The 23,964-nt window shown below is 55.2% G+C and carries 19 protein-coding genes; 13 read left to right on the top strand and 6 right to left on the bottom strand.

Features of this window, described 5'->3' with window-relative positions; genetic code table 11:
- Window positions 1–143: 143 nt before the first annotated feature.
- From leuB to ACI48J_RS22735, 8 genes are all read left to right on the top strand, one after another.
- Window positions 144–1,223, top strand: coding sequence for a 3-isopropylmalate dehydrogenase (leuB, locus tag ACI48J_RS22770; RefSeq protein ID WP_405080356.1), 1,080 nt, complete (start codon window positions 144–146; stop codon window positions 1,221–1,223).
- Window positions 1,224–1,533: 310 nt separating this feature from the next.
- Window positions 1,534–2,082, top strand: a complete 549-nt coding sequence (locus ACI48J_RS22765; RefSeq protein WP_103994370.1) for a peroxiredoxin — start codon at window positions 1,534–1,536, stop codon at window positions 2,080–2,082.
- A gap of 257 nt (window positions 2,083–2,339) precedes the next feature.
- Window positions 2,340–2,726, top strand: a complete 387-nt coding sequence (gene gcvH / locus ACI48J_RS22760) for a glycine cleavage system protein GcvH (RefSeq protein WP_405080355.1) — start codon at window positions 2,340–2,342, stop codon at window positions 2,724–2,726.
- 301 nt (window positions 2,727–3,027) lie between these two features.
- Window positions 3,028–4,074, top strand: coding sequence for a tripartite tricarboxylate transporter substrate binding protein (locus ACI48J_RS22755; RefSeq protein ID WP_405080354.1), 1,047 nt, complete (start codon window positions 3,028–3,030; stop codon window positions 4,072–4,074).
- A gap of 32 nt (window positions 4,075–4,106) precedes the next feature.
- Complete coding sequence (locus tag ACI48J_RS22750; RefSeq protein WP_326053940.1) at window positions 4,107–4,565, top strand: tripartite tricarboxylate transporter TctB family protein; 459 nt, start codon at window positions 4,107–4,109, stop codon at window positions 4,563–4,565.
- Window positions 4,566–4,589: 24 nt separating this feature from the next.
- Window positions 4,590–6,116, top strand: a complete 1,527-nt coding sequence (locus ACI48J_RS22745) for a tripartite tricarboxylate transporter permease (RefSeq protein ID WP_405080353.1) — start codon at window positions 4,590–4,592, stop codon at window positions 6,114–6,116.
- A gap of 117 nt (window positions 6,117–6,233) precedes the next feature.
- Window positions 6,234–7,838 carry an ATP-binding protein gene (locus ACI48J_RS22740; protein WP_405080352.1) on the top strand — a complete coding sequence of 535 codons (1,605 nt, stop codon included), beginning with the start codon at window positions 6,234–6,236 and terminating at the stop codon, window positions 7,836–7,838.
- Window positions 7,835–8,548: a DUF977 family protein gene (locus ACI48J_RS22735; protein WP_326053933.1), complete on the top strand. Its 714-nt coding sequence runs from the start codon at window positions 7,835–7,837 to the stop codon at window positions 8,546–8,548. The genes ACI48J_RS22740 and ACI48J_RS22735 overlap by 4 nt, the downstream gene beginning before the upstream one ends.
- Window positions 8,549–8,604: 56 nt before the next feature.
- Here ACI48J_RS22735 and ACI48J_RS22730 read toward each other — a convergent pair whose 3' ends face one another.
- From ACI48J_RS22730 to ACI48J_RS22715, 4 genes are all read right to left on the bottom strand, one after another.
- Window positions 8,605–10,569, bottom strand: coding sequence for a glycoside hydrolase family 15 protein (locus ACI48J_RS22730; protein ID WP_405080351.1), 1,965 nt, complete (start codon window positions 10,567–10,569; stop codon window positions 8,605–8,607).
- A gap of 73 nt (window positions 10,570–10,642) precedes the next feature.
- Window positions 10,643–14,206 carry a 1,4-alpha-glucan branching protein domain-containing protein gene (locus ACI48J_RS22725; protein ID WP_405080350.1) on the bottom strand — a complete coding sequence of 1,188 codons (3,564 nt, stop codon included), beginning with the start codon at window positions 14,204–14,206 and terminating at the stop codon, window positions 10,643–10,645.
- Entirely contained in the window at window positions 14,203–14,652 is a 450-nt protein-coding gene (locus ACI48J_RS22720) for a DUF4912 domain-containing protein (protein WP_405080349.1), read from the bottom strand. The genes ACI48J_RS22725 and ACI48J_RS22720 overlap by 4 nt, the downstream gene beginning before the upstream one ends.
- A 245-nt stretch (window positions 14,653–14,897) precedes the next feature.
- Window positions 14,898–15,113 (bottom strand): hypothetical protein, encoded by a 216-nt coding sequence (locus ACI48J_RS22715; protein ID WP_326053924.1) that lies wholly within the window; start codon window positions 15,111–15,113, stop codon window positions 14,898–14,900.
- Between the two features lie 318 nt (window positions 15,114–15,431).
- On the opposite strand from ACI48J_RS22715, the gene ACI48J_RS22710 reads away from it, so the two are divergent.
- On the top strand, window positions 15,432–15,857 hold the full coding sequence (locus tag ACI48J_RS22710) for a hypothetical protein (protein WP_009672238.1): 426 nt from the start codon (window positions 15,432–15,434) through the stop codon (window positions 15,855–15,857).
- Between the two features lie 141 nt (window positions 15,858–15,998).
- Here the strand turns inward: ACI48J_RS22710 and ACI48J_RS22705 are convergent, their stop codons facing one another.
- The gene (locus ACI48J_RS22705; RefSeq protein WP_405080348.1) at window positions 15,999–17,099 is read right to left on the bottom strand and encodes a hypothetical protein; all 1,101 of its coding nucleotides are present in this window, start codon (window positions 17,097–17,099) and stop codon (window positions 15,999–16,001) included.
- Between the two features lie 229 nt (window positions 17,100–17,328).
- On the opposite strand from ACI48J_RS22705, the gene sigI reads away from it, so the two are divergent.
- The 4 genes from sigI to ACI48J_RS22685 all read left to right on the top strand — a co-directional run bounded on the left by sigI (window position 17,329) and on the right by ACI48J_RS22685 (window position 23,107).
- Window positions 17,329–18,150: an RNA polymerase sigma factor SigI gene (gene sigI, locus ACI48J_RS22700; protein WP_009672036.1), complete on the top strand. Its 822-nt coding sequence runs from the start codon at window positions 17,329–17,331 to the stop codon at window positions 18,148–18,150.
- Window positions 18,143–19,453: an anti-sigma factor domain-containing protein gene (locus ACI48J_RS22695; protein WP_405080347.1), complete on the top strand. Its 1,311-nt coding sequence runs from the start codon at window positions 18,143–18,145 to the stop codon at window positions 19,451–19,453. The genes sigI and ACI48J_RS22695 overlap by 8 nt, the downstream gene beginning before the upstream one ends.
- Window positions 19,454–19,802: 349 nt before the next feature.
- Window positions 19,803–21,161: an ATP-binding protein gene (locus tag ACI48J_RS22690; RefSeq protein WP_405080346.1), complete on the top strand. Its 1,359-nt coding sequence runs from the start codon at window positions 19,803–19,805 to the stop codon at window positions 21,159–21,161.
- A gap of 170 nt (window positions 21,162–21,331) precedes the next feature.
- Window positions 21,332–23,107, top strand: coding sequence for a leucyl aminopeptidase (locus tag ACI48J_RS22685; RefSeq protein ID WP_405080345.1), 1,776 nt, complete (start codon window positions 21,332–21,334; stop codon window positions 23,105–23,107).
- A 228-nt stretch (window positions 23,108–23,335) separates the two neighbouring features.
- Here ACI48J_RS22685 and ACI48J_RS22680 read toward each other — a convergent pair whose 3' ends face one another.
- A complete protein-coding gene (locus tag ACI48J_RS22680; protein ID WP_405080344.1) occupies window positions 23,336–23,935 on the bottom strand; it encodes a general stress protein in 600 nt (199 codons plus the stop codon).
- Window positions 23,936–23,964: the final 29 nt, after the last annotated feature.

The raw sequence follows: 23,964 nt of genomic DNA, 5'->3' as shown, positions 1-23,964 counted from the left end.
TTATAGGTTTTTCCTATGAAACTGATAGCTTTTATATCTTAGTCATCCGTTACTAAATGTGTTAAAACTGAAAGTAGAGATGCAGTAGGGATCGGATTAGCACGGCCCTGTCAGCTACGGACAATCCAAAGGAGTGAACGAACATGTCAGACGTGAAAAAAATCGCCGTCATCGCGGGGGATGGAATCGGCCCGGAAGTCGTTGCGGAAGCGGAGAAAGTTCTCAAGAAAACCGAGGAGCTTTTCGGTCATCGCTTTGAGACGGAGCACGGCTTGTTCGGCGGCATCGCCATCGACGAGAAAGGCACGCCGCTGCCGCAGGAAACGCTGGAACTGTGCCAGCGCGCCGACGCGGTGCTGCTCGGAGCCGTAGGCGGTCCGAAGTGGGACAACAATCCGAAGGAGCTTCGTCCGGAAACGGGCCTCCTCGGTATCCGCAAAGCGCTCGGCTTGTTCTCGAACATCCGCCCGGCTGTCGTGTTCGACTGCCTGAAGGACGCGTCCACTCTCAAGCCGGAAGTGCTTGACGGAACGGATCTTATCGTGGTTCGCGAGCTGACGGGAGGCATTTACTTCGGCGAGAAATTCCGCCGCGAGACAGAGAACGGACAAGAAGCGGTCGATACCTGCGCTTACAACGTAAGCGAAGTGGAACGCATCGCACGCCAGGCATTCGAAATCGCCCGCACGCGCAGCAAGAAGCTGGCCTCGGTCGACAAGGCGAACGTCCTGGAGACTTCCCGCTTGTGGAGAGAGACGGTCATCCGCATTTCGGCGGATTACCCGGATGTCGAGCTTGAGCACGTGCTCGTCGACAACTGCGCGATGCAGCTTCTGCGCCGCCCTTCCAGCTTCGACGTCATCGTCACCGAGAACATGTTCGGAGACATTCTGAGCGACGAAGCGGCGATGCTGACCGGATCGATCGGCATGCTGTCGTCCGCATCGCTGGGCGAAGGCAGCTTCGGCCTGTACGAGCCGGTACACGGCTCCGCACCGGATATCGCCGGTCAAGGGATCTCCAACCCGATCGCGACAATCCTCTCGGTGGCGCTTATGTTCCGCCTGACGTTCGGCTACCACGATGCGGCGGACGCCATCGAGCGTGCCGTCAAGGAAGTGCTCGACGCGGGTCACCGCACGGGCGATATCGCGGTCGATAAATCGAAAGCGATCGGCACTAAAGAAATGGGCGACCTGATCGTCGCGGCTATCCGTAAATAAAAAAATGCCTCTTGATACCGACACGCAGAAGAGAAGTTGCTTTCTGCGTGTTTTCTTTTGTGAAGAAAAGATGAAGTCCGGGGCCGTATAAAATGCGCACTATTATAATAGGTAGAGATTCGTTGAAAACCGTCGCGTTAGCGAACAAAAATTAAGAAGCCGAAGGCCGTAATGGCAGCAAATGTTCTCACTTTGGTCATAGTTTTATAATAATTATTATTTAATAGAGTCTATAATCTTGACTTTCTTTTGGGCGGATGATACCATTTTATTATTCGACAAGGAAAAGATTAAAGGAGGAATTTTTGACATGGCAGAACGTTTGGTAGGAAGACCGGCTCCGGATTTCACTATGGAAACCGCACTTGGAGACGGAACGGATTTCGGTACGGCATCTCTTTCCGATTACAAAGGCAAATGGTTGGTACTTTTCTTCTATCCTCTTGATTTCACTTTCGTATGCCCGACTGAAATTACGGCACTTAGTGAAGCTGCTTCCACTTTCAAGGATCTGAAAACCGAAATCCTCGGTGTTTCCGTGGACAGCAAGCACTCTCACCGTGCATGGATCAATACCGCTCGTGAGGACAACGGCCTGGGCAAGTTGAACTTCCCGCTGGCGGCTGACTTGACGAAATCCGTAGCTCGCGACTACGGCGTCCTGATCGAAGAAGAAGGCGTAGCTCTGCGCGGCCTGTTCATCATCGATCCGGAAGGCGAACTGAAATACCAAGTCGTTAACCACAACGACGTTGGTCGCAGCGTAGAAGAAACTCTTCGCGTCCTGCAAGCTCTTCAGTCCGGCGGCCTGTGCCCGATGAACTGGAAACCTGGCGACAAAAACCTGTCCGTAAAGTAAGTTGACGGACTGATTATAGGAGCTCCTCGCTTTCCGCTTAACGGCGGCGGGCGGGGAGCTTTTGTTACGTAGAAGGATTGTCGGAAGGTCGGCGGGCGCAGCAAGTGAACGGAGGAAGCCGATATCGACTCCGATTTTCAGATAGAGGGAAAAGAAGGGGAGACCGCGCGGCTGACAGGAAGCAGTACGATTCTCGTCCGGATTGGTGTATGCTAGTGAGAAAGATTTAACCTTTCGGCAAAGAAAGGAGGAGCAGGATGGATATCCCGCAGGAACTGCTGTATACCCCGAATCACGAGTGGGTCCGGGTAGACGGAAGCCGGGCTGCCATCGGATTGACGGATTACGCTCAAATGGAGATCGGAATGATTGTGTTTGCAGAGCTTCCGGAGGAAGGGGAGGAGCTGCAGGCGGGCGATCTTCTGGGAACAATGGAGTCCGTTACGGCGGAAGCGGATGTGTTTATGCCGTTGTCCGGAACGATTGTAGCCATTAACCGGGAGTTGATCAAGAACTCCCATTATATTAACCGTTTTCCCTACGGTTCGGGATGGCTTGTTCAGATTGAGATGCACAAGCCGGAAGAGCTTGAGGCTTTGTGGAGCGCGGAGAAATATGCCGATGTGTTTGAAGAACGGTTTTAGACAGGATTGAACAAAAAACGTAAAGAAATGAAAAAGTCCCGGTTGAGTACCGGGGCTTTTTTTTGCGGGACCTGGCAAGGCCGGAGGGAAGGTAAGGCGGGAAGCGGAGCCTTTTCTCTTGGTGGAAGCTATTACCGAAAAGGCGTGAGGCCTTCGTAATTTTTATGAACAAAATGAGCAAAACTCCCTTTATTGATCTTATCTCCGTAATCTAGGAACGGCCTGAACAGGATGTTAAGATGAGACTGTTCCAAAAAGAAAGCGCTATCATAAATTGAAGATTTTAAGGGGGATCCTTTTTATGACATGGAAAAATGGCCTGTTCAGGGGGAAAAAGATAGGAGCCGCCGCTTTGGCCGGCATTCTGGCGTTGAGTCTGTCTGGCTGCGGCGGGAGCCAAACTGCCGGGGGTACCGGCGGGGCGGCCGCATCCAAATACCCGGAAAAGCCGCTTATCGTTGTGGCTCCGTCGGGCGCAGGGGGCGGCTGGGATAAAACGGCCCGTTCCTTGACCAAGGTGCTTGGCGAAGCGAAGCTTGTGGATCAGCCCATGACCGTGGAGAACAAGCCGGGCGGCGGCGGGGTCGTGTTTATGGCGCAGTACGCGACGCAGGATAAGAAAAACGATTACCGGCTGTTCGTATCCTCTCCACCGATCCTGATCAACAATTTGAAGAAGGATGGCAGCAGCGCATACGGGTACAAGGACACGACTCCGCTTGCCCAACTTACGAAAGATTACGGGGCGATCGTGGTTGCGGCGAACTCCAAATATGCCGATCTGAAGAGTGTTATGGATGCCCTTAAATCCGATCCCGAAAAAGTCATCGTCGCGGGCGGATCGGCTCCCGGTTCCATGGATCACCTCGTTGCGGTTCTGCCCGCTTTTAAATCGGGCATCGATCCGAAGAAGGTCAAATACATTTCGTACGACGGAGGCGGCCAGGCAATGACGGCTCTTCTGGGCGGCAATGCGGACGTTATCGCGACGGATGCCTCCAGTGTAGGCGAATATGTCAAAGCGGGCAAGGTTAAGGTGCTGGCGATATCGGCTCCTAAACGTCTCGGGGGCGATCTGAAAGACGTGCCGACGATGAAAGAGCAGGGAATCGACGCGGAGTTCAACATATGGCGGGGCGTGTTCGGACCGAAGGAAATGTCGGCGGACGCCCGGACATACTGGGACGCCAAGCTGAAGGCGCTGAGCGAATCCGACCTATGGAAGAAAGAACTCCAGGCTAACGGATGGGAAAGCGAGTATTTGAACAGTGCCGATTTCGTGGCCTTCCTGGGTAAACAGGAAACGCTCGTGAAGGAAATGCTGACGGCGCTGGGAATGGCCAAATAAGTTAAAACGCTGCCGTAGGGAGGGTTTCACGCATGAATAAAACGTTTGACCGCTATGCCGGAATCGTCTTTCTGCTGATCGGAGCGGTATTTGCCTGGCAGAGCACGACCATTCTGGATAGCGCATACGGAAGCGCCGTCGGCTCCAACCTGTTTCCGCTCGGACTCGGCGTGATTCTCGTTCTGCTGAGCATCCGGCTGCTGACGGAGACTCTGCGTTACAAGGAAGAGAAAAGCGAGAAAACGCGGCTTGATTATAAACGGTTCTTCATTATCCTGACGGCGGCGGCGGCTTATTGTCTGCTGCTCGAACCGCTGGGATACGTGATTACAACCTTTGCATTTCTGCTTACGGGCTTTCAAACCATGGAGCGGGGGAAGTGGGTAAAGTCCATCCTCATATCCGCGATCTTCTCCGTCGGTGTGTATGTGCTGTTCGTCCAAGTGCTGAGGGGCTCTCTTCCGCCTCTGCCGGACTGGATGGGATTCTAGGGAACAGGGGGAGAGATTGTCTTCATGGACACACTTACGTATTTATTCAACGGGTTTAGCGTCGCGCTGCAGTGGCATAACCTCGTATTCGCTTTCTTCGGGGTCCTGATCGGCACGGCGGTCGGTGTCCTCCCGGGAATCGGCCCCATGAGCGGAGTAGCGCTGCTGATACCGGTCACTTCTTCGCTCACGGGAGGGCTGGCTCCGGAGGAAGCCGCCATCTCCTCGATCATTCTGCTCGCCGGTGTTTATTACGGGGCCATGTACGGCGGCTCCACTACCTCCATTCTGCTGAACACGCCGGGAGAATCGTCGTCGGTCGTGACGACGCTGGACGGCTATCAGCTGGCCAAGCAGGGACGCGCCGGTTCGGCTTTGTCCATCGCGGCCATCGGCTCGTTTGTGGCCGGGCTGATCTCGCTGATCGGCCTTATCTTCCTCGCGGAGCCGCTATCGGAGCTTGCGATATCCTTCGGGCCCGCGGAGTATTTCTCGCTGATGCTGCTCGGTCTGGCCGCGGTCAGCGGGCTGGCGGGCAAATCGATGACGAAAGCGATGATCATGACCGTGTTCGGCCTCCTGCTCGCGACCATCGGCATCGACTCCGTATCGGGGGTCGCACGTTTTACGTACGACGTTCCGGTTCTCTACCAGGGGCTGGAGTTTTTGACCGTCGCCGTCGGGCTGTTCGCTCTGGGCGAGGTGTTCAAGACGATTCTGGAGAAGGAATCGAACGAGGGGGCCATCATCAAATTCAAGCGGATTCTTCCGACCCGGCAGGATTTGAAAGACAGCGCAGCGCCGATTGCCCGCGGCTCCTTGCTCGGCTTTTTCATCGGCATCCTGCCGGGAGCGGGCGCGACGCTGGCTTCCTTCTTCTCCTACATCATGGAAAAGAAAATCAGCAAAAATCCCGGCAAGTTCGGAAAGGGAGCCATCGAAGGCGTAGCCGCTCCGGAATCGGCGAACAACGCCGCTTCGGGCGGAGCCATGATTCCTCTGCTTACGCTGGGCATCCCGGGCTCCGGAACAACCGCGATCCTGATGGGGGCGCTCATCATGTACAACATCCAGCCGGGTCCGCTTTTGTTCGAAGAACATCCCCAGGTAGCGTGGGGGCTCATCGCCAGTATGTTTATCGGAAATCTGATGCTGCTTCTTCTGAACATGCCGCTGGTTAAGGTGTTCGCCAAAATTATCGAGACACCGCCCAAGTACCTCATTCCGATCATTGTGGCGATTTCGGTTTTCGGGGTGTATGCCGTGCAGGTTACCGTCTTTGATCTTCTTCTCCTTCTCGGATGCGGGGTTGCCGGATATTTTCTGGCGAAGAACGATTTTCCGCTGGCACCGCTCGTGCTTGGACTGGTGCTGGGTCCGATGATCGAGAACAATATGCGCAGAGCCTTGACAGCGACGAACGGAGATTTTATGATCTTCATACAAAAACCTCTGTCAGCCGTGTTTCTCGGCATCGCGGTTTTGTGGCTCCTGATTCCTTTTATCCTCAAAAAAAGAGGCAGACGCGTGCTTGTCAACGAAGAAGGATAGAGGCCGGTCCGGGTTATCTTCCGGTTGCGCGGTCGTACAATTCTGTTACATTTTCTAACAAATACCCATCCCTTTTTAACGGGAGGGTATTTTCGCTTCAACGGAAGGAGGCGGCCGATGCGTCTGCAAACCAAAATGATTCTGGTGATCTGTTCTCTTTTGTGCGGGCTTGTCGTCGCTTTGGGTGCATTCTTTCAGTATATTTTAACGGATAATATTCAGGATCAGATCGGATTGAAAGCGTTAACCGTCGCCGAGACGGCGGCGTTAAATCCCATCATCCGCGAGGCGATGGATGACAAGAATCCTTCTGACGCGATTCAGCCCCTGGCCGAACAGATCCGGGTTAAAACAGGTGCGGAATACGTCGTTGTCGGCAACCGGGAGGGAATCCGGTATTCACACCCGCTTCCGGACCGGATCGGGAAGGAAATGGTCGGCGGAGACAACGACGAAGTTCTGGAGGGACGTTCGATCGTTTCGGAAGCGGTCGGCTCCATGGGGTACTCCATCCGGGGAAAAGTGCCTATCCGCAGCGATTCCGGGGAAGTCATCGGCGTGGTGTCCGTAGGCTTCCTTATGGAGGATATCGACAATGTTGTCGATTCGTACGGAAGGAAGGTTCTTCTGGCCGCGGCCGCGGCGCTTGTCCTTGGCTGTCTCGGCGCCATCTATATCGCCCGGAGAGTAAAGAAAGCCAATCTCGGGCTGGAGCCGGAGGAAATCGGCGAGATGTATTTGCAGAAGGAAGCGATACTGGAATCGATCCGGGAAGGAGTCATTGCCGTGGATGGCAAGGGCAGGATCACGATGGTGAATCCCGCCGCGTTAAGTCTGATCGGCGCGGAAGAACCGTCGCACCTTATCGGCTGTCACGTGAACGAGATTTTGCCGTTTTCCCGGCTGACGGATGTGCTGGAGACAGGCCGAGCGGAGTTCGACCGGCAGATGATCATCGGCGATCAGGAAACGGTCGTGAACCGTATTCCCATTTTCGGGCCGGGAGGAGCGGTAATCGGGGCGGTGTCCAGCTTCCGGAGCAAAACGGAGCTGTTCCGGCTTGCGGACGAGCTTTCCCAGGTGAAGCGGTATGCGGAAGCGCTCAGGGCCCAGACGCATGAGTTTTCCAACAAGCTCTACGTCATTTCGGGCTTGATTCAACTGGAATCTTATCAGGAAGCGATCGATATGATCAACCTCGAATCCAATGTGCATCAGAGCCTGGTCCAGTTTATCATGCGCGAGGTGCCCGATCCGATTGTAGGAGGGCTCCTGATCGGTAAATTCAACCGGGCCCAGGAGCTTAAAGTCGAGCTTCGCCTTGATCCGGAAAGCTCGTTCAGAGATGTCCCTCCTGCGGTAGAAAGAAATCACCTGGTTACCATTCTGGGTAATTTGCTGGATAACGCCATGGAGGCCGTTCATGCGACCGGACGACAGGAGGACCGGGCGGTTTCCCTTTTTCTGACGGATCTCGGCGACGATTTGATTATCGAATGCGAGGACAATGGAGTCGGGATTCCGGATTACTGGGAAAACTGTATTTTCGAGAACGGCTTCTCAACGAAATCCGGGCAAAACCGGGGGATCGGTCTTGTGCTTGTTCGTCAGGCGGTCCAGCAGTTGGGCGGTTTTATTTCCTACAAAAGCGAGTTCCAAGCGGGAACGTTATTTACCGTGGTGATCCCGAAAACCGGCTGCAAAGGAGGCAAACGAGCGTGACGGACAACCGAACAAGCGATAAGGCCATCGATGTGGTCATTGTCGAGGATGACTTGAGAATTGCCGAAATTCACCGGCGGTTTATAAGCAAAATTCCGGGTTTCGATGTCCGGGGAATAGCCGCGGATATCCAGCTGGCGAAGGAGCAGCTGGAAATATTGGAGCCGGAGCTGGTTCTGCTCGATATTTATTTCCCGGATTCCAGCGGGTTGGAGCTGCTCCGCTATATGAAGGCGCATCATCCCAAAATCGATGTCATCATGATTACGGCAGCCAAAGAGGTCGAAGCGGTTCGGGATGCGATCCGCAGCGGCGCTTTCGATTTTATGATCAAGCCGCTTGTGTTCGAACGGATGCGGGATTCGCTTGAAAAGTACCGTGAATACCGGAGAAAGCTGGACCGGCTTCAGGCCGAGAACGGACAGCTTTCCCAGGACCAGATCGACCGCCTGATGAAGGGCGGGGAGAGCCGCGAAGCGCCGGGCATCTCCTATCTGCCCAAAGGCATCGACAAGCTCACGCTGGACAAGGTGGTGGCGGCTATCTCGCAGGAGCCCGCCGGCATGACGGCGGAGCAGGCTGCCAAGGTGATCGGCGTCAGCCGGACGACGGCACGGCGTTACCTCGAGTATCTCGTTTCGACCGGAGACCTGGCCGCGGACTTGTCATACGGAGTGGTCGGGCGGCCGGAGCGGGTTTACCGGACATGAAAAAAACCGCAGGCCGATTCGGACGGCTTGCGGTTTTTTGTCGGAAGCAGGCGGGGTTATTTTCCCGCAATCTGTTCATATTTGCTTAAATATTTGACGACGGCGAGAACAAAGGTGGCGTGCGACCAGGTGAGAGGGGCCACGGACACAGGATCGCCGTTATACGGATCGAGCTGCTCGGGAAGAATGCCGCTCTCCATCTGATGGTTTACGACCCATTCCAGCGTCTGCCGCGGTGTCTCCAGGTCCTCAAGCGTCTTGGCGCATTCGATTTCCCATTCGGCGATCCATAGCGTACAGATGATCCAGGGATTGCCCGGCACTTGGTCCACATCCTGCGACCGCTGGAAATAATAATCGTGATGATAGCGGGCTACGCCGCCGACAGGGGTCTTGATGGACAGGCCGTTCTTGTTGGCCTGCATGGTGCGTACCACGCGGTCGTCGTCCGCCGGCAGAACGCCGAACTCGAATATGCCGTAGACCGAGCTTTCCAACGTCATATCGCGGACCCAGGTTCCGTCCTTTTGGTACAAACCGCGGGCGAAACGGCCTTCTTTCTCATCCCAGAGGTGAGTGAGGATGCCGTTTTTGATTTTCTCGGCCGTATGGCGGTAGCGGCTGCTGCGTTCCTCATCGCCGAACAGGTTGCAGAAGTTAGCGGCGGCGATCAGTCCTCCGTAAACCGCGGAAGCGGTAAACGTATAGATGCCGTATCGTTCTTCCCACAGATCGTAGCTCGGCTTAGGCAGGCTCAGTTCCTGGTCGATATAAGTGGACATGAAGCGTGCGGCCTTGCGGATCAGATCGCGGTAGAGGGACTGTACCAGCTCCAGATTGCCGTGCTTCTTATAGTCCTGCCAGAGAGCGAACAGCACGAGCGCCGTCTCGTCTTCCTGAATCGGCAGCTGCTCGCCGCCGTTGTGCACATAAGGATGCCAGCTCGATCCGACGGTTCCGTCCGGGTTGTACTTGTGGTGCAAATACCCCTCGGGAGAAATCACGTTGGCGCAGAAGCGGTAGAACGGCTCCATCATCGCTTGATGGCCGGCCATGGACATGGAGTAGGCGACCAGAGCGCCGTCGCGAGGCCACATGTAGCTGTAATGGTCACGGTTGCTCTGCATGATGTCCGAATCGTTGGCCGCGATAATCGCGCCGTTCACGTCGGTTTGGGTGCGCACAATGAGCAGGCTCTGCTTGAACAAGCGGATAACTTCTCCGCTCAGATCGCCGAACGACCGCTCCGTCTTGTTGACCCAGCGCTGCCAGTAAATCTGAACGCGGTCGAGCAGCTTGCCCGGATGGCTTTCCTTGACATATTTATCGAGCTTTTTCACGTCCTCAAGCGTGTGGCCCGCACTCAGCCAGTAGTACAGGGTATGATCGCCGGAAGGCGGCACATACATCCGGAACGAAATGGTGCTGTCGACCGAGCCTTGCGAGATCGGATTGCCCATCAGATGGCCGTCCTCGGCGTCGCGCCACGTGCCTTCGGCATTGTAAAAGCGCTTGACCCCGGTCGTATACTGAAAAATGCCGTCCGTTCCCGTGCTTCCGTTGAACATGAAGTATTTGTCTTTTTTATAATGGAAAACGGTGTGATTGGCCGGGTAATAGGCGGCAGTGTCGCCGACCTCCGTCTCGTTGATGACGAGATCCTGATTAAAAAATACCCGCACTTCCTTCACCGCCGAGTGATGGTTGGTGATCTGAATCCGCTTCAGAAAAATATCCTCCCGCTGATGCACGCCGTCTTGAATGCGAAGCGTAACCCCGAGGCCGGGATGCGTCGCCTTCACGTCGGTCACTAAGGAGTCTTCCACATAAGCACGCTGAAACTGCCATTCAGGCGCGTCCAACCACGAAAAAGCACCGTCCACCCAAATTCCGACACGACAATGATACCCGCCGATATGATTCAGCTGCCCTACATAAGGATAGTACAAATCCCGCATGTAAGAGTGTTCATCCAGATTGATGAGAAACTTCCCGTTACCGACAACGAAATGTCTGGGCAAAAAATCACTTCCTTACTGGTTACTGGTAAATCCAGGTTATTCGCCATAAGGTTACCGTTTTCAGAAGAAGAGGTCAACAAGTTTTTGTCGATCCTTGGCAATTTATGGCGCTTTGGTAAACGTTCGTGGTGGCGGCTCCGATTTCCTTCATATTAAAGCATGTGCGTAATTTAGCAGAGGCGCGCTTCGTAAAAAGAGCCGCAAGCTCCGGATCGCCCAGCAGAAGGCAAATCTTCCCGGCCCAAGCCCGGGGATCCGCCGGAGGAAGCCGGAAACCGTCTACACCGTCTTCGACAAGTCCGGCGAGCCCGCCGGTGTCCGAAGCGACGAGAGGGACGCCCGCTCTCATCGCTTCAAGCGCTACGATTCCGAAGGGCTCGTATAGGCTCGGAACGGCGCAGACATCGGCTTCCGCCAAAAGCGCGGCTTTGGCGGCTTCGTCGGCGAAGCCCGTAAAACGTACGCGGTCGCCGTAGGGAGCCGCCAGCCCGCTGAGGGAAGCCGCCTCCGGTCCCGTTCCGGCAATGACCAGTTCCGTTTCCGGGAACCGCTCCAGGACGTAAGGGAGCGCTGCCAGAAGCAGCGGAATGTTCTTCTCGGGGACGAGGCGTCCGAGAAATAGAATCCGGCGCTTTGCAAACGGCGGGCGCTGCGGCTGTCCGGAATCTCCGGAGCATGCCGGAACCGGATGCGGCTCCCGGTTGTTTTCCGCATCGGAAGCGGCGGGAAGACCGTTCGGAATGACCGTCACGCCGGATTTTGTACGGTTGAAAAGCGACGTCACTTCCTCCGCCATCGAATCGCTGCAAACGATAAGTTTGTCGGCCAAATTCGCCAGGCTGCTTTCTGCAGCGTGAATTTTGCGGGAAACGGGATCGTCCAGCCGGCCCAGCTTGCGGCCGTGTTCGGTCGCGTGCAGGGTAACGACAAGCGGCAGACGAAGAGCCTGCCGGCAGTCACGGGCGGCGTAATATACCAGCCAGTCATGCGCGTGGAGGATATCGAACCGAAGCTCCTGATTTTCCTCCATCAGACGTTCCACGCGTAAAATCATGGCGATGTTCAAGCTGAACACCCAGTCGAGAAAAACCGGGGATTCGGAGCTTTGCAGCACTTCCACGCGATGAACGTGCACTCCGTTCCAAAAACTGTCCGAGGCCTCGTCATCCCGGCGGCATGTTATCACATGCACAATATGTCCGTCTCGGGCCAGTTGTGCCGTAAGGTCTCCGACCGCTCGCCCCAGCCCTCCTATTAGATGAGGCGGGAATTCCCAGGCCAGCACGAGAACGCGGAGGGAGGCTTTTTTGTCGGTATGCGGAGCAGCGGTGGAGCAGTCTGCGGCAGGCGGTTTTGCCTGTGAACTTCCGGCGGCCGGCTTGCCGGTTACGAGCTCTTCGGCGGCCGTTTGCTCTTCGTGCAAGGGACCGGGGGGAGCAAAGGCGGGTGCCTGGGATGTTTTTTTATCCGCTAGCGTTTCGGAAAGATCCCCCGGGAGGTAGGCTCTCCAATTAACATCGGGAAAGAGAGCAGCGCTTCTTTCCATTCTATGGAGCAACTCTAGCTCCCCGGGCGAAAGAATTGCGGGTTGTCTCGCATCTATATCATCCAGTATCGGTAGCAGTTGATAGAAGTTATTCCTATGTTCGTGAAATCTTTCGGCGGCATAGCCCGCCATTTCTCCCGATTCGATCATAAACGCCCAATCGCTGCTTTGGGCGAGCATGAGCTCCCGCGCAGCCTGGCGTAAAATTCTACCGGTGAGAGCGGTGTGCGAAAGAATTCCATGATCGCGCCGATTCAGGCCGGAGTCAGGAGAATGGGAGCAAGAAGGATCCGAGCTTGAAATAGCGTCATGTTCCACGGCGAGGGCTTGGTGAGCTTTTTCCGCTGCGACGCCTATCCGGGCCGCTCTGGCGGCGGCCAGCGCCATGGCTTCTTCTGCGGCATGCAGAAGCGGATACATCCAGTCTGTAGCCGGATTGAGCCAGACTCTGGCATCGCCTCCCCGTCCCCAACTGGATAGAACGGGGGCCGTGCCTTTGTCGAAAGCGTAGCGCTCCTCATATAGAGAGGGCGTAAGAAATACGGGCTGCTTCTCCGTATTGCGGAGTGAAGAGCCGCTGTGCGAACCGCCGGCGGCATACCGCCGCCGCTGTTCACGGTCACCTTCGCGCAGCAGGGTTTCCAGCCAGAGAGGGCCTTCGTGCCACCAGTGTCCGAAAAGCTCCAAGTCGAAGGCGCAGACGGCAACCGGCCGGGGCGGCAGGAGACGTGCCTCCGAAGCGGAAGCGGCCGGTCGGGAGGCCCCGCTTTCTCCAGCATAACAGCCGGGGGCGAGGGTGTGCTCGGCTTCCGGCGCTGTGCAGGCAGCTTGTCGATCGTAGTGGAGTTGAGCGTTTGAAAAGGCTGGCGTCTGACGTACGGCGTCTCCCGCAGGGACCGTAGGGGCCAAAGCCTCCGCAGGCTGTCGTTTGGCGTCAGCGGAGACGGAGGAGACGAGCCTGGCTGCCGCCTGGGCGGCCGGCACGGCAGCGTCCCAATCGGCTGCGGAGGCAGCGGCATCAACGCCGGCCGCTCCGCGCGTTGCGGCTTCGCTGCCCTGGGGCTCCGCTGCGCCGAGTGATGCGAGGAAATGCCTCGCATGCACGGCGGCCAGCTCCGCGGCGCGGTCGGCGTCGTACGGGGCTTTGCCGCCGTCTCCGTCTTCGCCCCCGGCGGCGCCCGTTATGCGACAGTACTTGTAGCCTGTCGCAGCAGGAGTGCCATCCGGCAGCACATACGGCCGGATGTAAGCTTGCTCGGCCGGAGTGCCGCGGCCGAGCTCATACCCGATATCGCGGTAATATTCGCGATAATCGGGGTGGCCGGGATAGCCGCTGTCCCGGCTCCACACGAGAGCCGAGGCGGCCGCATCCCGGGTGAAAACCCGGAGGCCGTCCGGTGTGACGTAGGGAGCGGCCGGTCCCTGCCCGGCCCCGGATTGGTCGTCCGGCGCCTCCAGGATGGTAAAGCGCAGCCCCAGCCTAAGCAGGATAGGTTCCAGCCTGGGCGTGTACCCGCATTCCGGCAGCCAGATCCCGGAGGGGGCGAAGCCGAAATACCGCCGGAACTCCGTCACGGCGGTGTACAGCTGCGCGAACGCGGCTTCCTCCGTTTTGAACAAAGGGAGGAAAGGGTGGGTAGCGGCTGCGGGAATCAGCTGGATCAGGCCGCGGTCGGCATAAAGGCGCAGCCGCGGGATCATTTTACCGTCTATCTTATCGAGTAAAGCAAGCATGTCCGCATACCTTCCGGCATAGCGAGAGGCAAGGGAGGCCGGCCCGGTCTTGTCTGCAAGCCGTTCTTTTTCTTTGCAGCCCAGTTCCACACGCCGTTTCAATATTTCCCGCGTACGTTTCTGAAGATCGGGATTCTCCCACATAGACAGAAGCACGGGGCTTACGGATAAGGTCACCGGAGAGCAGACCTTGCCGCTTAGCAGACGGTCCATACAATCCACGAAGGGCAAATAGACGTCGCACATCGCTTCATGAAACCAATATTCTTCTAAAGTGAGACCGCCGTCGGGCCGGTAGACGTAAGGCAAATGCGCGTGAAAAACGAGCAGAGCGGGAACGGGCTGGGATATGCTCACGGCTTTTCTCCTTCCTGTTTGGGCGGCGGATAGATCGTGTAAGTAGAATAGAAGCCAAAATCAACCGGCAGAAGAGGAAAAGGGAGAGGATTGTTCCCGCTATGCCGTCTTTTTTCCGGGAACGCACTTTCGCCGGAACCGTAACCCGTCCTGACGGGAGCGGATCTCAATAAAGGAAGAAAGCCGTTATTGGCGTTCAGCATCCCCAGTTCCGCCAGCCATTGACCCTTCCGGCCTTGCGTGCGGATATAGGCGGAACCGGCATTTTCGGCCGGCGGCATGGTTCGGACCTCATAAACGACAGACTCGTCAGAGCCTTCATCATATCCGTTTACGCGGACGGATACCAGACCTTGTTCGGCTTCGGTTCCATACTCGGCGATCATGGAAGCCAGGCGGGATGAAAGCGACCAGTAAACAAACAGAACCGTCTGCTGCTGAATCATAAGATGTACGCTGCCGAGCTTGGGCTGCAGCAGCGGGGAATGGATGGGACGGATACCGTGCAGAGTAAATTCCTCTCTTCCTTGCCGGGCATATGCCGTATCGTTTTGGATGGTTCTATTGTAGCACAGCGGAAGGAAGCTCCCAATCTTTGAGGGGAGGAAGGGCCGGAGCGTGGAGCGACGGCAGGGTGTCCCGCTTCCGCTGTCCGGTTACTGCCGCTTATTTTATCTCCGGTCCGTCATCTTCATGTAGGAGTAGTCTGGGGAAACCGCCGCGATTCCGTCAAGCGCATCAGCGTATCGTAACGGTTCGCCGAGTCCCATAGGGCTTGAATGTCTTCCAGGTCGAAACCGGTGTAATTCTCCACCTTTCCCGTATGGTAGTAGACCGAGAATTCACCGGTCTGGCCCTCGAATTTGGCAAAAGCAATCTGCCGAGAAATGATGGGAATAATCGTCATTGCGCGTCCCTCCGATCTGGTGGTAAAACGGACTCCGGCGTGGATAGCGCAGTTCCCGGAAGTCCCGTTCCTCTTAATTTATGCGGGCTGTGTTAGAGTTAGAAGCACGGCAAAGCTTGGCCCCGAAGGGGATAAGCTTGCGGTTACGGGTCAAAAAACGGAGCCGAGCGAGGCCTATTTTGCTAGAAAAAGAGGAATTTTCCTTTGTGCCGGTGAATAGGAATGTTGTAAAATAAAGCATCACATGCAAACGACATGCGTAAATTCACTTCCGCAGGCCCGGAAGGTCTGCAGGACGATCCTTGGGAGGGAAGTATTATGAGTTTTTGCTGCGGTGCAAGTATGATCGGGTCGAAGGGGACCCTTAAACATATACGAACAAGCATTCACAATGTTCCGATCCTTTTCTGTCCGGTTTGTCACCGGATCGAGGTTCACCATCTGATAGAAAACGAGTATGAGCTGCTGGCCGAATATGCGCACGGAGACGGTGCCGCCGAGGTTGATTTCATCGATTACGTGGAAGGCAAGCAGGGACCGGCTATTTATGAGAACTGCGTGAACCACGAAGATGAGGAACCGATGGAAATTGTCCAGAATCAGATCGACATGGGACTGGATCTGCTTTCGGTCGCTAAGTCTCTCGGGGACAGCGCGTGGGAAGACCAGCTCAAAAAACGTCTTCAGGTGCTCAGCCGCCGCCGGAGCAAGCTTGTTAAAGGCCGTACGCCTCAAAGTCCGTAAGCCTTAAAGCAACTGCACTTATTTATAGATGATTTCTCATATAAAAAAACGGCCGGAGGGTGCTCTGGCCGTTTTTTTTGTTTCGTGCAAATGCGCTGGAAGTATTAGCTTTTGTACAGCTTAATTAATAGGTGCCAGGAATTATTGGTTAAGAAATTTTTGGTTCAGCCAATGGATACCGGTCGGAGCCGGTTCATCAAGCGGAGCGATTTCTATAACATCGGGATTCAGATCGATTCTGAGTTTATTTAAGCCTTCAACGGTTGCAGTGCCTTCCAGCTCGGTCAAATTGAATTGGGTAAATCCCTCCTGCTGGAGTCTGAGCAAGGAAGCGATTTCGATGTCGGAGTCAAACCAGCTTATCGTGTACTCTTCTTTGTTCGCAGTGATTCCGGCCGCATAAATTTGATTTAGTGACCAATCATATTTTTCTGCGGAATTTTTTAAAACTTGCGTGGAAATCGGTTTATTAAAGGTTACCGCAAATTGAACTTTTTCGCTGTCGAAAGAGTCATGCAGCGTCTTGGCCGCTTCCGTTTTGAAAGCATTTAAGGCGTCTTTGGAATCGATAAGTGAATAACTTTTTACTTTGTATGCGGAATGTTCTTTCTGGTGCGGATATTGTTTGAACAGGTCGTCAAAACCGAGCGGCAGGCCCAAACGATTATATTTTATATCCAAAGGCTCCGCATTTGTAAAGCCGTTTCTGGACAGCAGATCTTTGGAACCTGACAGGTCATTCAGACTGCCTCCGGGCTGGGAATATCTTTGAATCGAGCTAAGAGAGATGGAAGGATGATCTTCCAGCAAGTTTAACCAGGCCGTATAGAAGATATACGGCCTATCTTGGGCCAAGGCCGAAATGTCCAGAACGGAAAGTTTTATCTCTTCTCCCTTGGTATAGCCGGCTTTTGTCCTGGTGAATTTGGCTCCCGGGAGGTTGGAGACGATCATTTTGGCCCGAGTGTCGACCGATTCATGGACCTGCAAATCGAAGGCCGGGAAAAACTGTTTGTAGCGGTCGCTGTTTTGAAACTTGTCGAGCTGTTCGCGGCTCCACTGAACGTCGGCTTTAGTGTACAGAAGTTTCTCTTCAACTTTGTAAGTCTGAATTTTAGCGGCAGATGGTTTAGCCCAGTTTTCGGCACCTCCGGGTACGGGGGCTGCTGACGCGGCGAAGGAACTGCCCGAAACGAGCAGACTTGCGGCAGCGATGGATACAAGCCATTTTTTATGAATCATTCTGTCACTCCCTTCCTACCTGATAATACCATTAATACCCTTATGCTGGAATATAATTATTCTTTTTCCGCGTTTTTTGAGAAAATGAGAGGCATTCGGCTCTTTTTTCTGAGAAAATCCTGTGAAATCTCTTAACTTTTTCGCCGATATTAAAGCTTGTGCTATAATAGCAAAGATTGACCCCCCGAAGAAATTGCTGGAAATCGAATTGTATAAGTGAGGTGGAACAGTGATTCTGGTACTGTTTAAGAAGTTATTCGGCAGCAAGCGTCAGTCCAGCCACCACCAAAAAAACGCACCGCAGCCTGAAGAGGTTGTGAAGAAAATACAGCAGGGAGACCTGCGTCTGCGCAATCAGTTTATCTCGGATTACCAGCCGTTTGTCATCAAGGTGGCAAGCCGCTTTTGCAAAAGATATATTGATCCTGCCAGAGACGACGAATTTAGTATTGCTTTAGCCGCATTTAACGAAGCCATTAATCAGTTCTCCCACGACATGGGGCGTTCGTTTCTCGGTTTTGCCGAGACGGTGATGCGCCGCAGACTGATCGACTATTTGAGAAAGGAGCAGCGGTTCAAAGGACAGATTCCGTACAGTGCGTTTGACCAGGAAGACGAAGAAGATCATTACGTGAATCCCATCGAGATTCATCAAGCGCTGGAACAGTATGAGAAACAGAAGGGAATAGAAGAACGCCGCGGAGAAATTGTGGAATTTAACCGCAATCTTGCCGTTTTCTCCATTCAATTTACCGATTTGGTCGATGCCTCTCCCAAGCACGAAGATTCTCGTATCATGCTATTCGGGATCGGCAAGCTCCTCTCCGAAGACCCCGAACTGATGCGTCTTCTGCTTAGCAAAAAGCAGCTTCCTATTAAGGAACTTCTGGGTAAGGTTAGCGTCTCCCGCAAAACGCTGGAACGAAACCGAAAGTATTTGATTGCCATAGCGCTCATACACACCGGCTCCTATCCATATCTCAAAGAATATCTGCATATTAAAGAGCAATCAAAGCAAACTTTCCAGGAAAGAAGAGAGGCATATGAGTAAAGGCATCGTCATGGAGCTGAAGGGAAACAGCATTATTGTCATGACGGAGGAGGGGCGTTTCGAGCGCATTTCTAAGAAAGGGCGAAACTGCCAAGTCGGACAAGAAATCCGTTACAAATCGACACGGGGATTCGGGCGTTCTCAGATTTTGGTGCTGACATCCGGGCTTACGGCCGCCGCGATTATTTGTTTTGTCTTCATCGGCGGCTTGTTGAACATGGGCAGCCAGGTAAAAGTGGCGGCGTATGTGACGATGGACGTTAACCCGAGCGTAGAGCTTGCGCTCGACGATGAGGAGATCGTACGGGAGATCAGAGGGCTCAATCAGGACGGCGCACAGATGGCCAAGGCGCTTCATGTGGAAGGCAAGCCTCTGACCCAGGCCGCTTCCGTTATTTTGGATTGGCTTGATCAAGGCCCGCTCGCCAAAGGCGAAGGGGATATTATTATTTCGAGTACGGTTGTAGGCAACCAGCGCAAGGTGAGCGACGTTCTGCTGGCCGACAAAATGGAGAAGCAGGTAACGGACCATCTGATCGCGAACCATGCCGACCTGAGCAAATATGCGGTCGCGGCTTTCGCGGCGCCGCCTGAACTGCGGCAGGAAGCGGGTACGCATCAGCTGTCCACGGGCAAGTACGCGATTTATTTGAACGCGAAGAGTATGGGGACCGAAATCAGCCTCGATCAGCTGCGTGAGATGTCCATTTACACACTGGCCAAGCAAATGGGCGGCATGGGGAAGCTGTATAACCGCACACAGCCCATCAACAAAGATAACCTTACAAATTGGCTCGCCATGGAAAAGGAAGGCTCCTGGAACAAGGATAACGTGGCTCTTCCTAATGAGGGAGAAAAGAATCAGCCGGATTCCACTGGTACGCCTGTCCCTACACCGACGCCTACGCCTGCCAACAATTCGGCGGGGAACGAGTCGAATACGGCCGGCAAAGCCTCTGGAACCAAATCGACGCCGATGCCTACACCGACCCCGAAGAAGGAGAATACCTATACCGGCAGCGGCAACGCGGACAACGCACGGGAAGAATGGCTTCGTCAGAAGGTGGAGCGGGAGTACAAGCGCGCTCAGGAAGAGCTGAAGAGGAAACAGGAAGCGCAGAAAGAAAAAGAAGAAAGAGAAAGAAAAGCACGGGAGAAAGAACGCGAGAAGCAGATAGAAAAAGAAAAGAAAGACAAGAATCAGGAGAAGAACGACGACAGGGACGACCGCGATTCCTGGAAGGGCGGACATTCTTTCCGAATCCCATTCAAAGAGGGCCCGGTTTATTATAACATCGGCTGAGCGGTTGCCCGTTCAACGCTTGAACGAATAAGCCGGCCATCTGCAAACAGGCTCGAATAAGAAAAGATAACCCCGCCGACCGCGGGGTTATTTAGCTCGTACATCCAGACGGGACCGTAATTTCGGCAGCGGCAGGTGCTGCCGTTTTTAAGGCGTGCTCTTACATTTTCCTCTTTTCACGCTCCAAATCGTATCGTAATTTTAACCTTCCTATGTTACAATGAGTGAGATTCCGATAAATAGCAAATTCACGAGAAAATGTAAGAAAATGACGAAAAAACCTTGATTTTTGACGAAAAGTGTCGTCGTGCCGGGTACACAACCCCACGCATAATCTAGGAGGAGTCACATGCCGGATATCCGAACGATGTATCTGCAAGTTTTGCAAGTATTGATGCAAAGCGGACCGGAGGAAGCCCGCTCATATTCCAGCACCCTCAAGCCGCTTATCTCCTCTATGCTGCCGGAAGAGGTGACTCTTCTGCATGATAGATGCATGCGGGAGTTAACCGGCTCTGCCAGACCTGAAGATGCTGTGCTGTTTTATCAGCAATCGTTCCAAATACTTAGTGAAGCGATATCCATTTGCACGTCTCAATCCGAGCAGGCCGGCAAGGAACCGTCAAGACGCTTTACCGGCAGATTGATGCAGGACTCTTCCTACCAGTCGTCCAACAGCAAGTATGAGAATGTGCTCCAGCATATGGACAGCGGGATAGCGTTATTCGACCAGGAAGGCTTTCTTTCGTTCGCCAACGTAAAGCTCGGCCAGTTCCTGGGACTGCCCCGCAAAAGCATGATCGGACGCACGTTCTACGAGCTGGTCAGGCTGAGGAAGCTTTCGAGAGGCATGCGTAAACTTCTGATCAAGCTTCACCGCGAGATGTTCGTGTACCGGCTGCCCTTTCAGGAAGTTCTGGACGAGAAGGGCCAGCACTTTCTGGTGACGGCCAAGTACGATGAGGAGCTGGACGGGGACATTCTCATTTCCGTCAAGGACGTGACCGACTTCAAGCGGATCGAGCAATCCGTCTATTATAACGACAAGCTGGCCATGCTGGGGAAGATCGCGGCTTCCATCGCTCACGAAATCCGTAATCCGCTTACCTCGATCCGCGGGTTTATTCAGCTTTTGCAGCCTGAACTGCTTCGTCTGGGCAAGCAGGATTACGCCGATATTATTTTAAGTGAAATCGACCGCGCCAACGATATCATTTTTGAATTTCTGAATTCGTCCAAGCCAACGGCTCCGGTGAAGCAGAAAATCCAGATCGCCTCGCTTATTAAGGAAGTCGTGCTGCTGTTCGAGAGCGAGGCTTTGTTAAAAGGCTGCGATATCCAGTTAAGCGAATCCGACCCGAATTTATACGTATGGGTGGACGTGAAGCAGATCAAGCAGGTGCTGCTCAACATTGTTAAAAATGCCATAGAAGTGATGTCCGACGGTCAGAAAGAGCATGGGCTTATTCGCATCCGGACGATTAAAGTGGATCATCAAGTATGGATTTACATAGAAGACAACGGCAGAGGGATGGATCAGAAAACGCTTTCAAAACTGTTCGATCCGTTTTTTACGACGAAAGAAGACGGGACCGGCCTGGGGCTTTCCGTTTGCTACCGCATCATCAAAAACCATGGCGGCCTTATTCACGTGGAAAGCGAAGTTGGTGAGGGGACAAGCTTCCGGATTCAGCTCCCTTTAAACTGACGCTACGGTGTATTACAATAGAAAAGAATACCCATATGCTCCCCGCTGACGATGTTGCTGATAAACTCGCCGGCCTGAGGGAGTTTTGACTATTTAGAACGGGAATACTGCCAACGCGGACCGAAGGGAAAGACTTGCCGCCAGAGGCATGAGAGGGGCTGAATTTTTAGATGAGAGCGGACTATACAACGAATACGAAACTATCTATCACGGAAAGCGGCGGATGGGTCTCGGCAGATGCGGATGCCCTGCTGTTCTTCACGGCTGAGGGGGAAGACCCCGGGAGCCTGCCGGATCTGCCGGCGGAGCTCCGGACTGAGCTGGACCGGCTGAAGCGGGCCGGACGCTTCAAAGGAGGCGCCGGTGAAGTGACCGTGCTTCCGGCATACGGGCGCTTGGCCGCGCCGTACGTGATCGCCGCCGGTCTCGGTGCGGCGCCGGCGGGCCGCGACACGCTGCGGCTTGCCGCGGTACAAGCGGCCCGCGAGGCACAGCGGCTCGGGCTGGGCCGCCTGGCCGTGCTGCTGCCGGAGGGAGCCTTCCCGGCTGAGCCTCCGCGCGGCGGGACCTACGCGGCTCCGCTTGCGGCGCAGGGCGTAGGCGGAGCCGGAGCGGTCCCTGCCGGCGCAGAGGCGCAAGTCAAAGCGGCGGGAAGCGCTCCGGTGAAGGCCGCAAGCGTTGACGGCGTGCAAGCGGAGCCGCAGGTCGTGCGCGCGGCGGATGCATCGGCGGCCGCGGGCGAGTCCGCCCCACCGCAGGCCGTGAGCGCGGCTGGCGCGCGGCCTGCGGGTGCGGCGTCTTCCGCCTCGGCGGTGTTCACCGTGGCGGAAGGGCTGCTGCTCGGCGCGTACCGCATCGCGACGTACGCGCGGGAGGCGAAGCCGCGGCAGGAACTGGCCGCGGCGCAGCTGTTCGTTCAGCGGGACGCGCTGAACGGGGAAGCGCTGCAGGCGGCGGTGGCCGCCGCCGAAGCGTATGCGGTCGCGACGAACTATGCGCGCGACCTGACGAACCTGCCCGGCAATCTGCTGCTTCCTTCCGATCTGGCGGAGGAAGCGGAGAAGCTGGCCGGGCAGTTCGGAATCGCCTGCGAGGTGCTGGATGAGCAGGCGATTGTGGAGCGCGGCATGGGAGCGCTCGCGGCCGTCGGCCTCGGCAGCGCGAACCCGCCGCGCATGATTACGCTGAGCTACGACGGCGATCCTTCGTCGGGCGAGGTGCTCGGGCTTGTCGGCAAAGGCGTCACCTTTGACACCGGCGGTATTTCCATCAAGCCTGCGGGCGGCATGGAAGAGATGATCAGCGACATGGGGGGAGCCGCGGTGCTGCTCGGACTGCTGATTGTGGTGGGCCGCCTGAAGCCGCGCATCAACTTGCGGATTGTCATACCGGCCGCCGAGAATATGCCTTCCGGAACGGCGATGCGTCCGGGCGATATCGTTACGACTTTAAGCGGACGGACAGTCGAAGTGCTGAACACGGATGCGGAGGGGCGTCTCATCCTTGCGGACGGCGTCACCTATGCGATTGAGAAAGGGGCAACCCGGCTGATCGACATCGCCACGCTGACGGGAGCGGTTCTCGTCTCGTTCGCCGATGTCGCCACAAGCGCTCAAACGAACGACGATGCCTTCCTCGCTTCCGTTCTCCAGGCTTCGATCCAAGCGGGAGAAAAGGTATGGCAGCTTCCGAATTTCCCGGAATACCGGGAAATGCTCCGCAGCTCGGTCGCCGACATTAAAAATTCGGCCGCCCACAAGTGGGCGGGAGCGATTATGGGCGGCTCGTTTATCGAGGCGTTCACCGAAGGTAAGCCGTGGATTCATCTGGATACGGGCGGTACGGCATGGCTTTGGGGAGATCGCGGCATCGATCCGAAGGGCGGCACCGGAGCCATGGTGCGTACGCTGGCCGAATATATTTGCGGTGCCGGTGACGGAGTGTAAGATACTTTGGAGGTCAATCCGGCCAGTTGGCATCAGATGCCCGCGAACGTTCCATGTGCGTTACGCAGTTAGCAGTCAAGAGTCAACACCGGGCAAGCTCAAGGGTAATATGGCCTAGCATAAGCGCCCGGCTAGGAAATTTATAAAGGAAAGACCCGGTCCTTATACTAGGACCGGGTCTTTCGGTTTTATTTTATAGGGAACATTTCCGATCAGCTTAATGCGTTCTTACAGACGGCGGGAACGGTCGATGTCGTCATTCGTTCCGTTGTAAGGCAGACCCGAATTGACGTCGTATGCCGGGGTGTCCGTATCGCGGAACACCTGATCGTCGTAGGAAGACGCGTTCAGGGAACGGTTCGTGCGGAACGTGTCGTATACGTGTGTGTCGCGTTCGGCATCGGAATCGACGAGGACGAGGATTTTGCCTTCATTGACATAGTTGTCGTACTGCTTGGCTTCATCCTCCGGGATGCCCATGCCTACCAGGCCGCCTACGAGACCGCCTGCGCCCGCTCCGACAGCGGCACCCGTCAATGTAGCGGCAATTGGTCCCGCCGCGATGAAGGGACCCACGCCCGGAATGGCGAGTGCGCCAATGCCGGCCAACAGGCCGGTCACGCCGCCGAGTACGCCGCCTGTAGCTGCGCCCGTGGCTACGCCTTCCGGAGCTTTCGTTCCGGTTTCATCTAGAATATCGGCTGAATCTTGTTTATCCTTGGCAATAACGGAGATATCGTCGGCATGGAAACCTTGCTGTTTAAGACCGTCGATCGCTTGAATAGCTTCTCTTTCTGTATCGAAAACACCAACAATTTTTTTATCCATTTTGAACTACCTCCTCAAGTTTAGTACAG

The organism is Paenibacillus chitinolyticus, assembly GCF_045038035.1.
Lineage (GTDB): Bacteria > Bacillota > Bacilli > Paenibacillales > NBRC-103111 > Paenibacillus_F > Paenibacillus_F chitinolyticus_A.
The sequence above is the reverse complement of the archived record's forward strand: the minus strand, read 5'-3'. Positions and strand labels throughout refer to the sequence as shown.

Coding starts and splice junctions, on each gene's coding strand:
- ACI48J_RS22685 (WP_405080345.1), top strand. CDS start 21,332: ATGAGAGCGGACTATACAACGAATACGAAACTATCTATCACGGAAAGC.
- ACI48J_RS22680 (WP_405080344.1), bottom strand. CDS start 23,935: ATGGATAAAAAAATTGTTGGTGTTTTCGATACAGAAAGAGAAGCTATT.
- leuB (WP_405080356.1), top strand. CDS start 144: ATGTCAGACGTGAAAAAAATCGCCGTCATCGCGGGGGATGGAATCGGC.
- ACI48J_RS22740 (WP_405080352.1), top strand. CDS start 6,234: ATGCGTCTGCAAACCAAAATGATTCTGGTGATCTGTTCTCTTTTGTGC.
- ACI48J_RS22720 (WP_405080349.1), bottom strand. CDS start 14,652: ATGATTCAGCAGCAGACGGTTCTGTTTGTTTACTGGTCGCTTTCATCC.
- ACI48J_RS22705 (WP_405080348.1), bottom strand. CDS start 17,099: ATGATTCATAAAAAATGGCTTGTATCCATCGCTGCCGCAAGTCTGCTC.
- ACI48J_RS22745 (WP_405080353.1), top strand. CDS start 4,590: ATGGACACACTTACGTATTTATTCAACGGGTTTAGCGTCGCGCTGCAG.
- ACI48J_RS22695 (WP_405080347.1), top strand. CDS start 18,143: ATGAGTAAAGGCATCGTCATGGAGCTGAAGGGAAACAGCATTATTGTC.
- ACI48J_RS22750 (WP_326053940.1), top strand. CDS start 4,107: ATGAATAAAACGTTTGACCGCTATGCCGGAATCGTCTTTCTGCTGATC.
- ACI48J_RS22715 (WP_326053924.1), bottom strand. CDS start 15,113: ATGACGATTATTCCCATCATTTCTCGGCAGATTGCTTTTGCCAAATTC.
- ACI48J_RS22765 (WP_103994370.1), top strand. CDS start 1,534: ATGGCAGAACGTTTGGTAGGAAGACCGGCTCCGGATTTCACTATGGAA.
- ACI48J_RS22755 (WP_405080354.1), top strand. CDS start 3,028: ATGACATGGAAAAATGGCCTGTTCAGGGGGAAAAAGATAGGAGCCGCC.
- gcvH (WP_405080355.1), top strand. CDS start 2,340: ATGGATATCCCGCAGGAACTGCTGTATACCCCGAATCACGAGTGGGTC.
- ACI48J_RS22710 (WP_009672238.1), top strand. CDS start 15,432: ATGAGTTTTTGCTGCGGTGCAAGTATGATCGGGTCGAAGGGGACCCTT.
- ACI48J_RS22690 (WP_405080346.1), top strand. CDS start 19,803: ATGCCGGATATCCGAACGATGTATCTGCAAGTTTTGCAAGTATTGATG.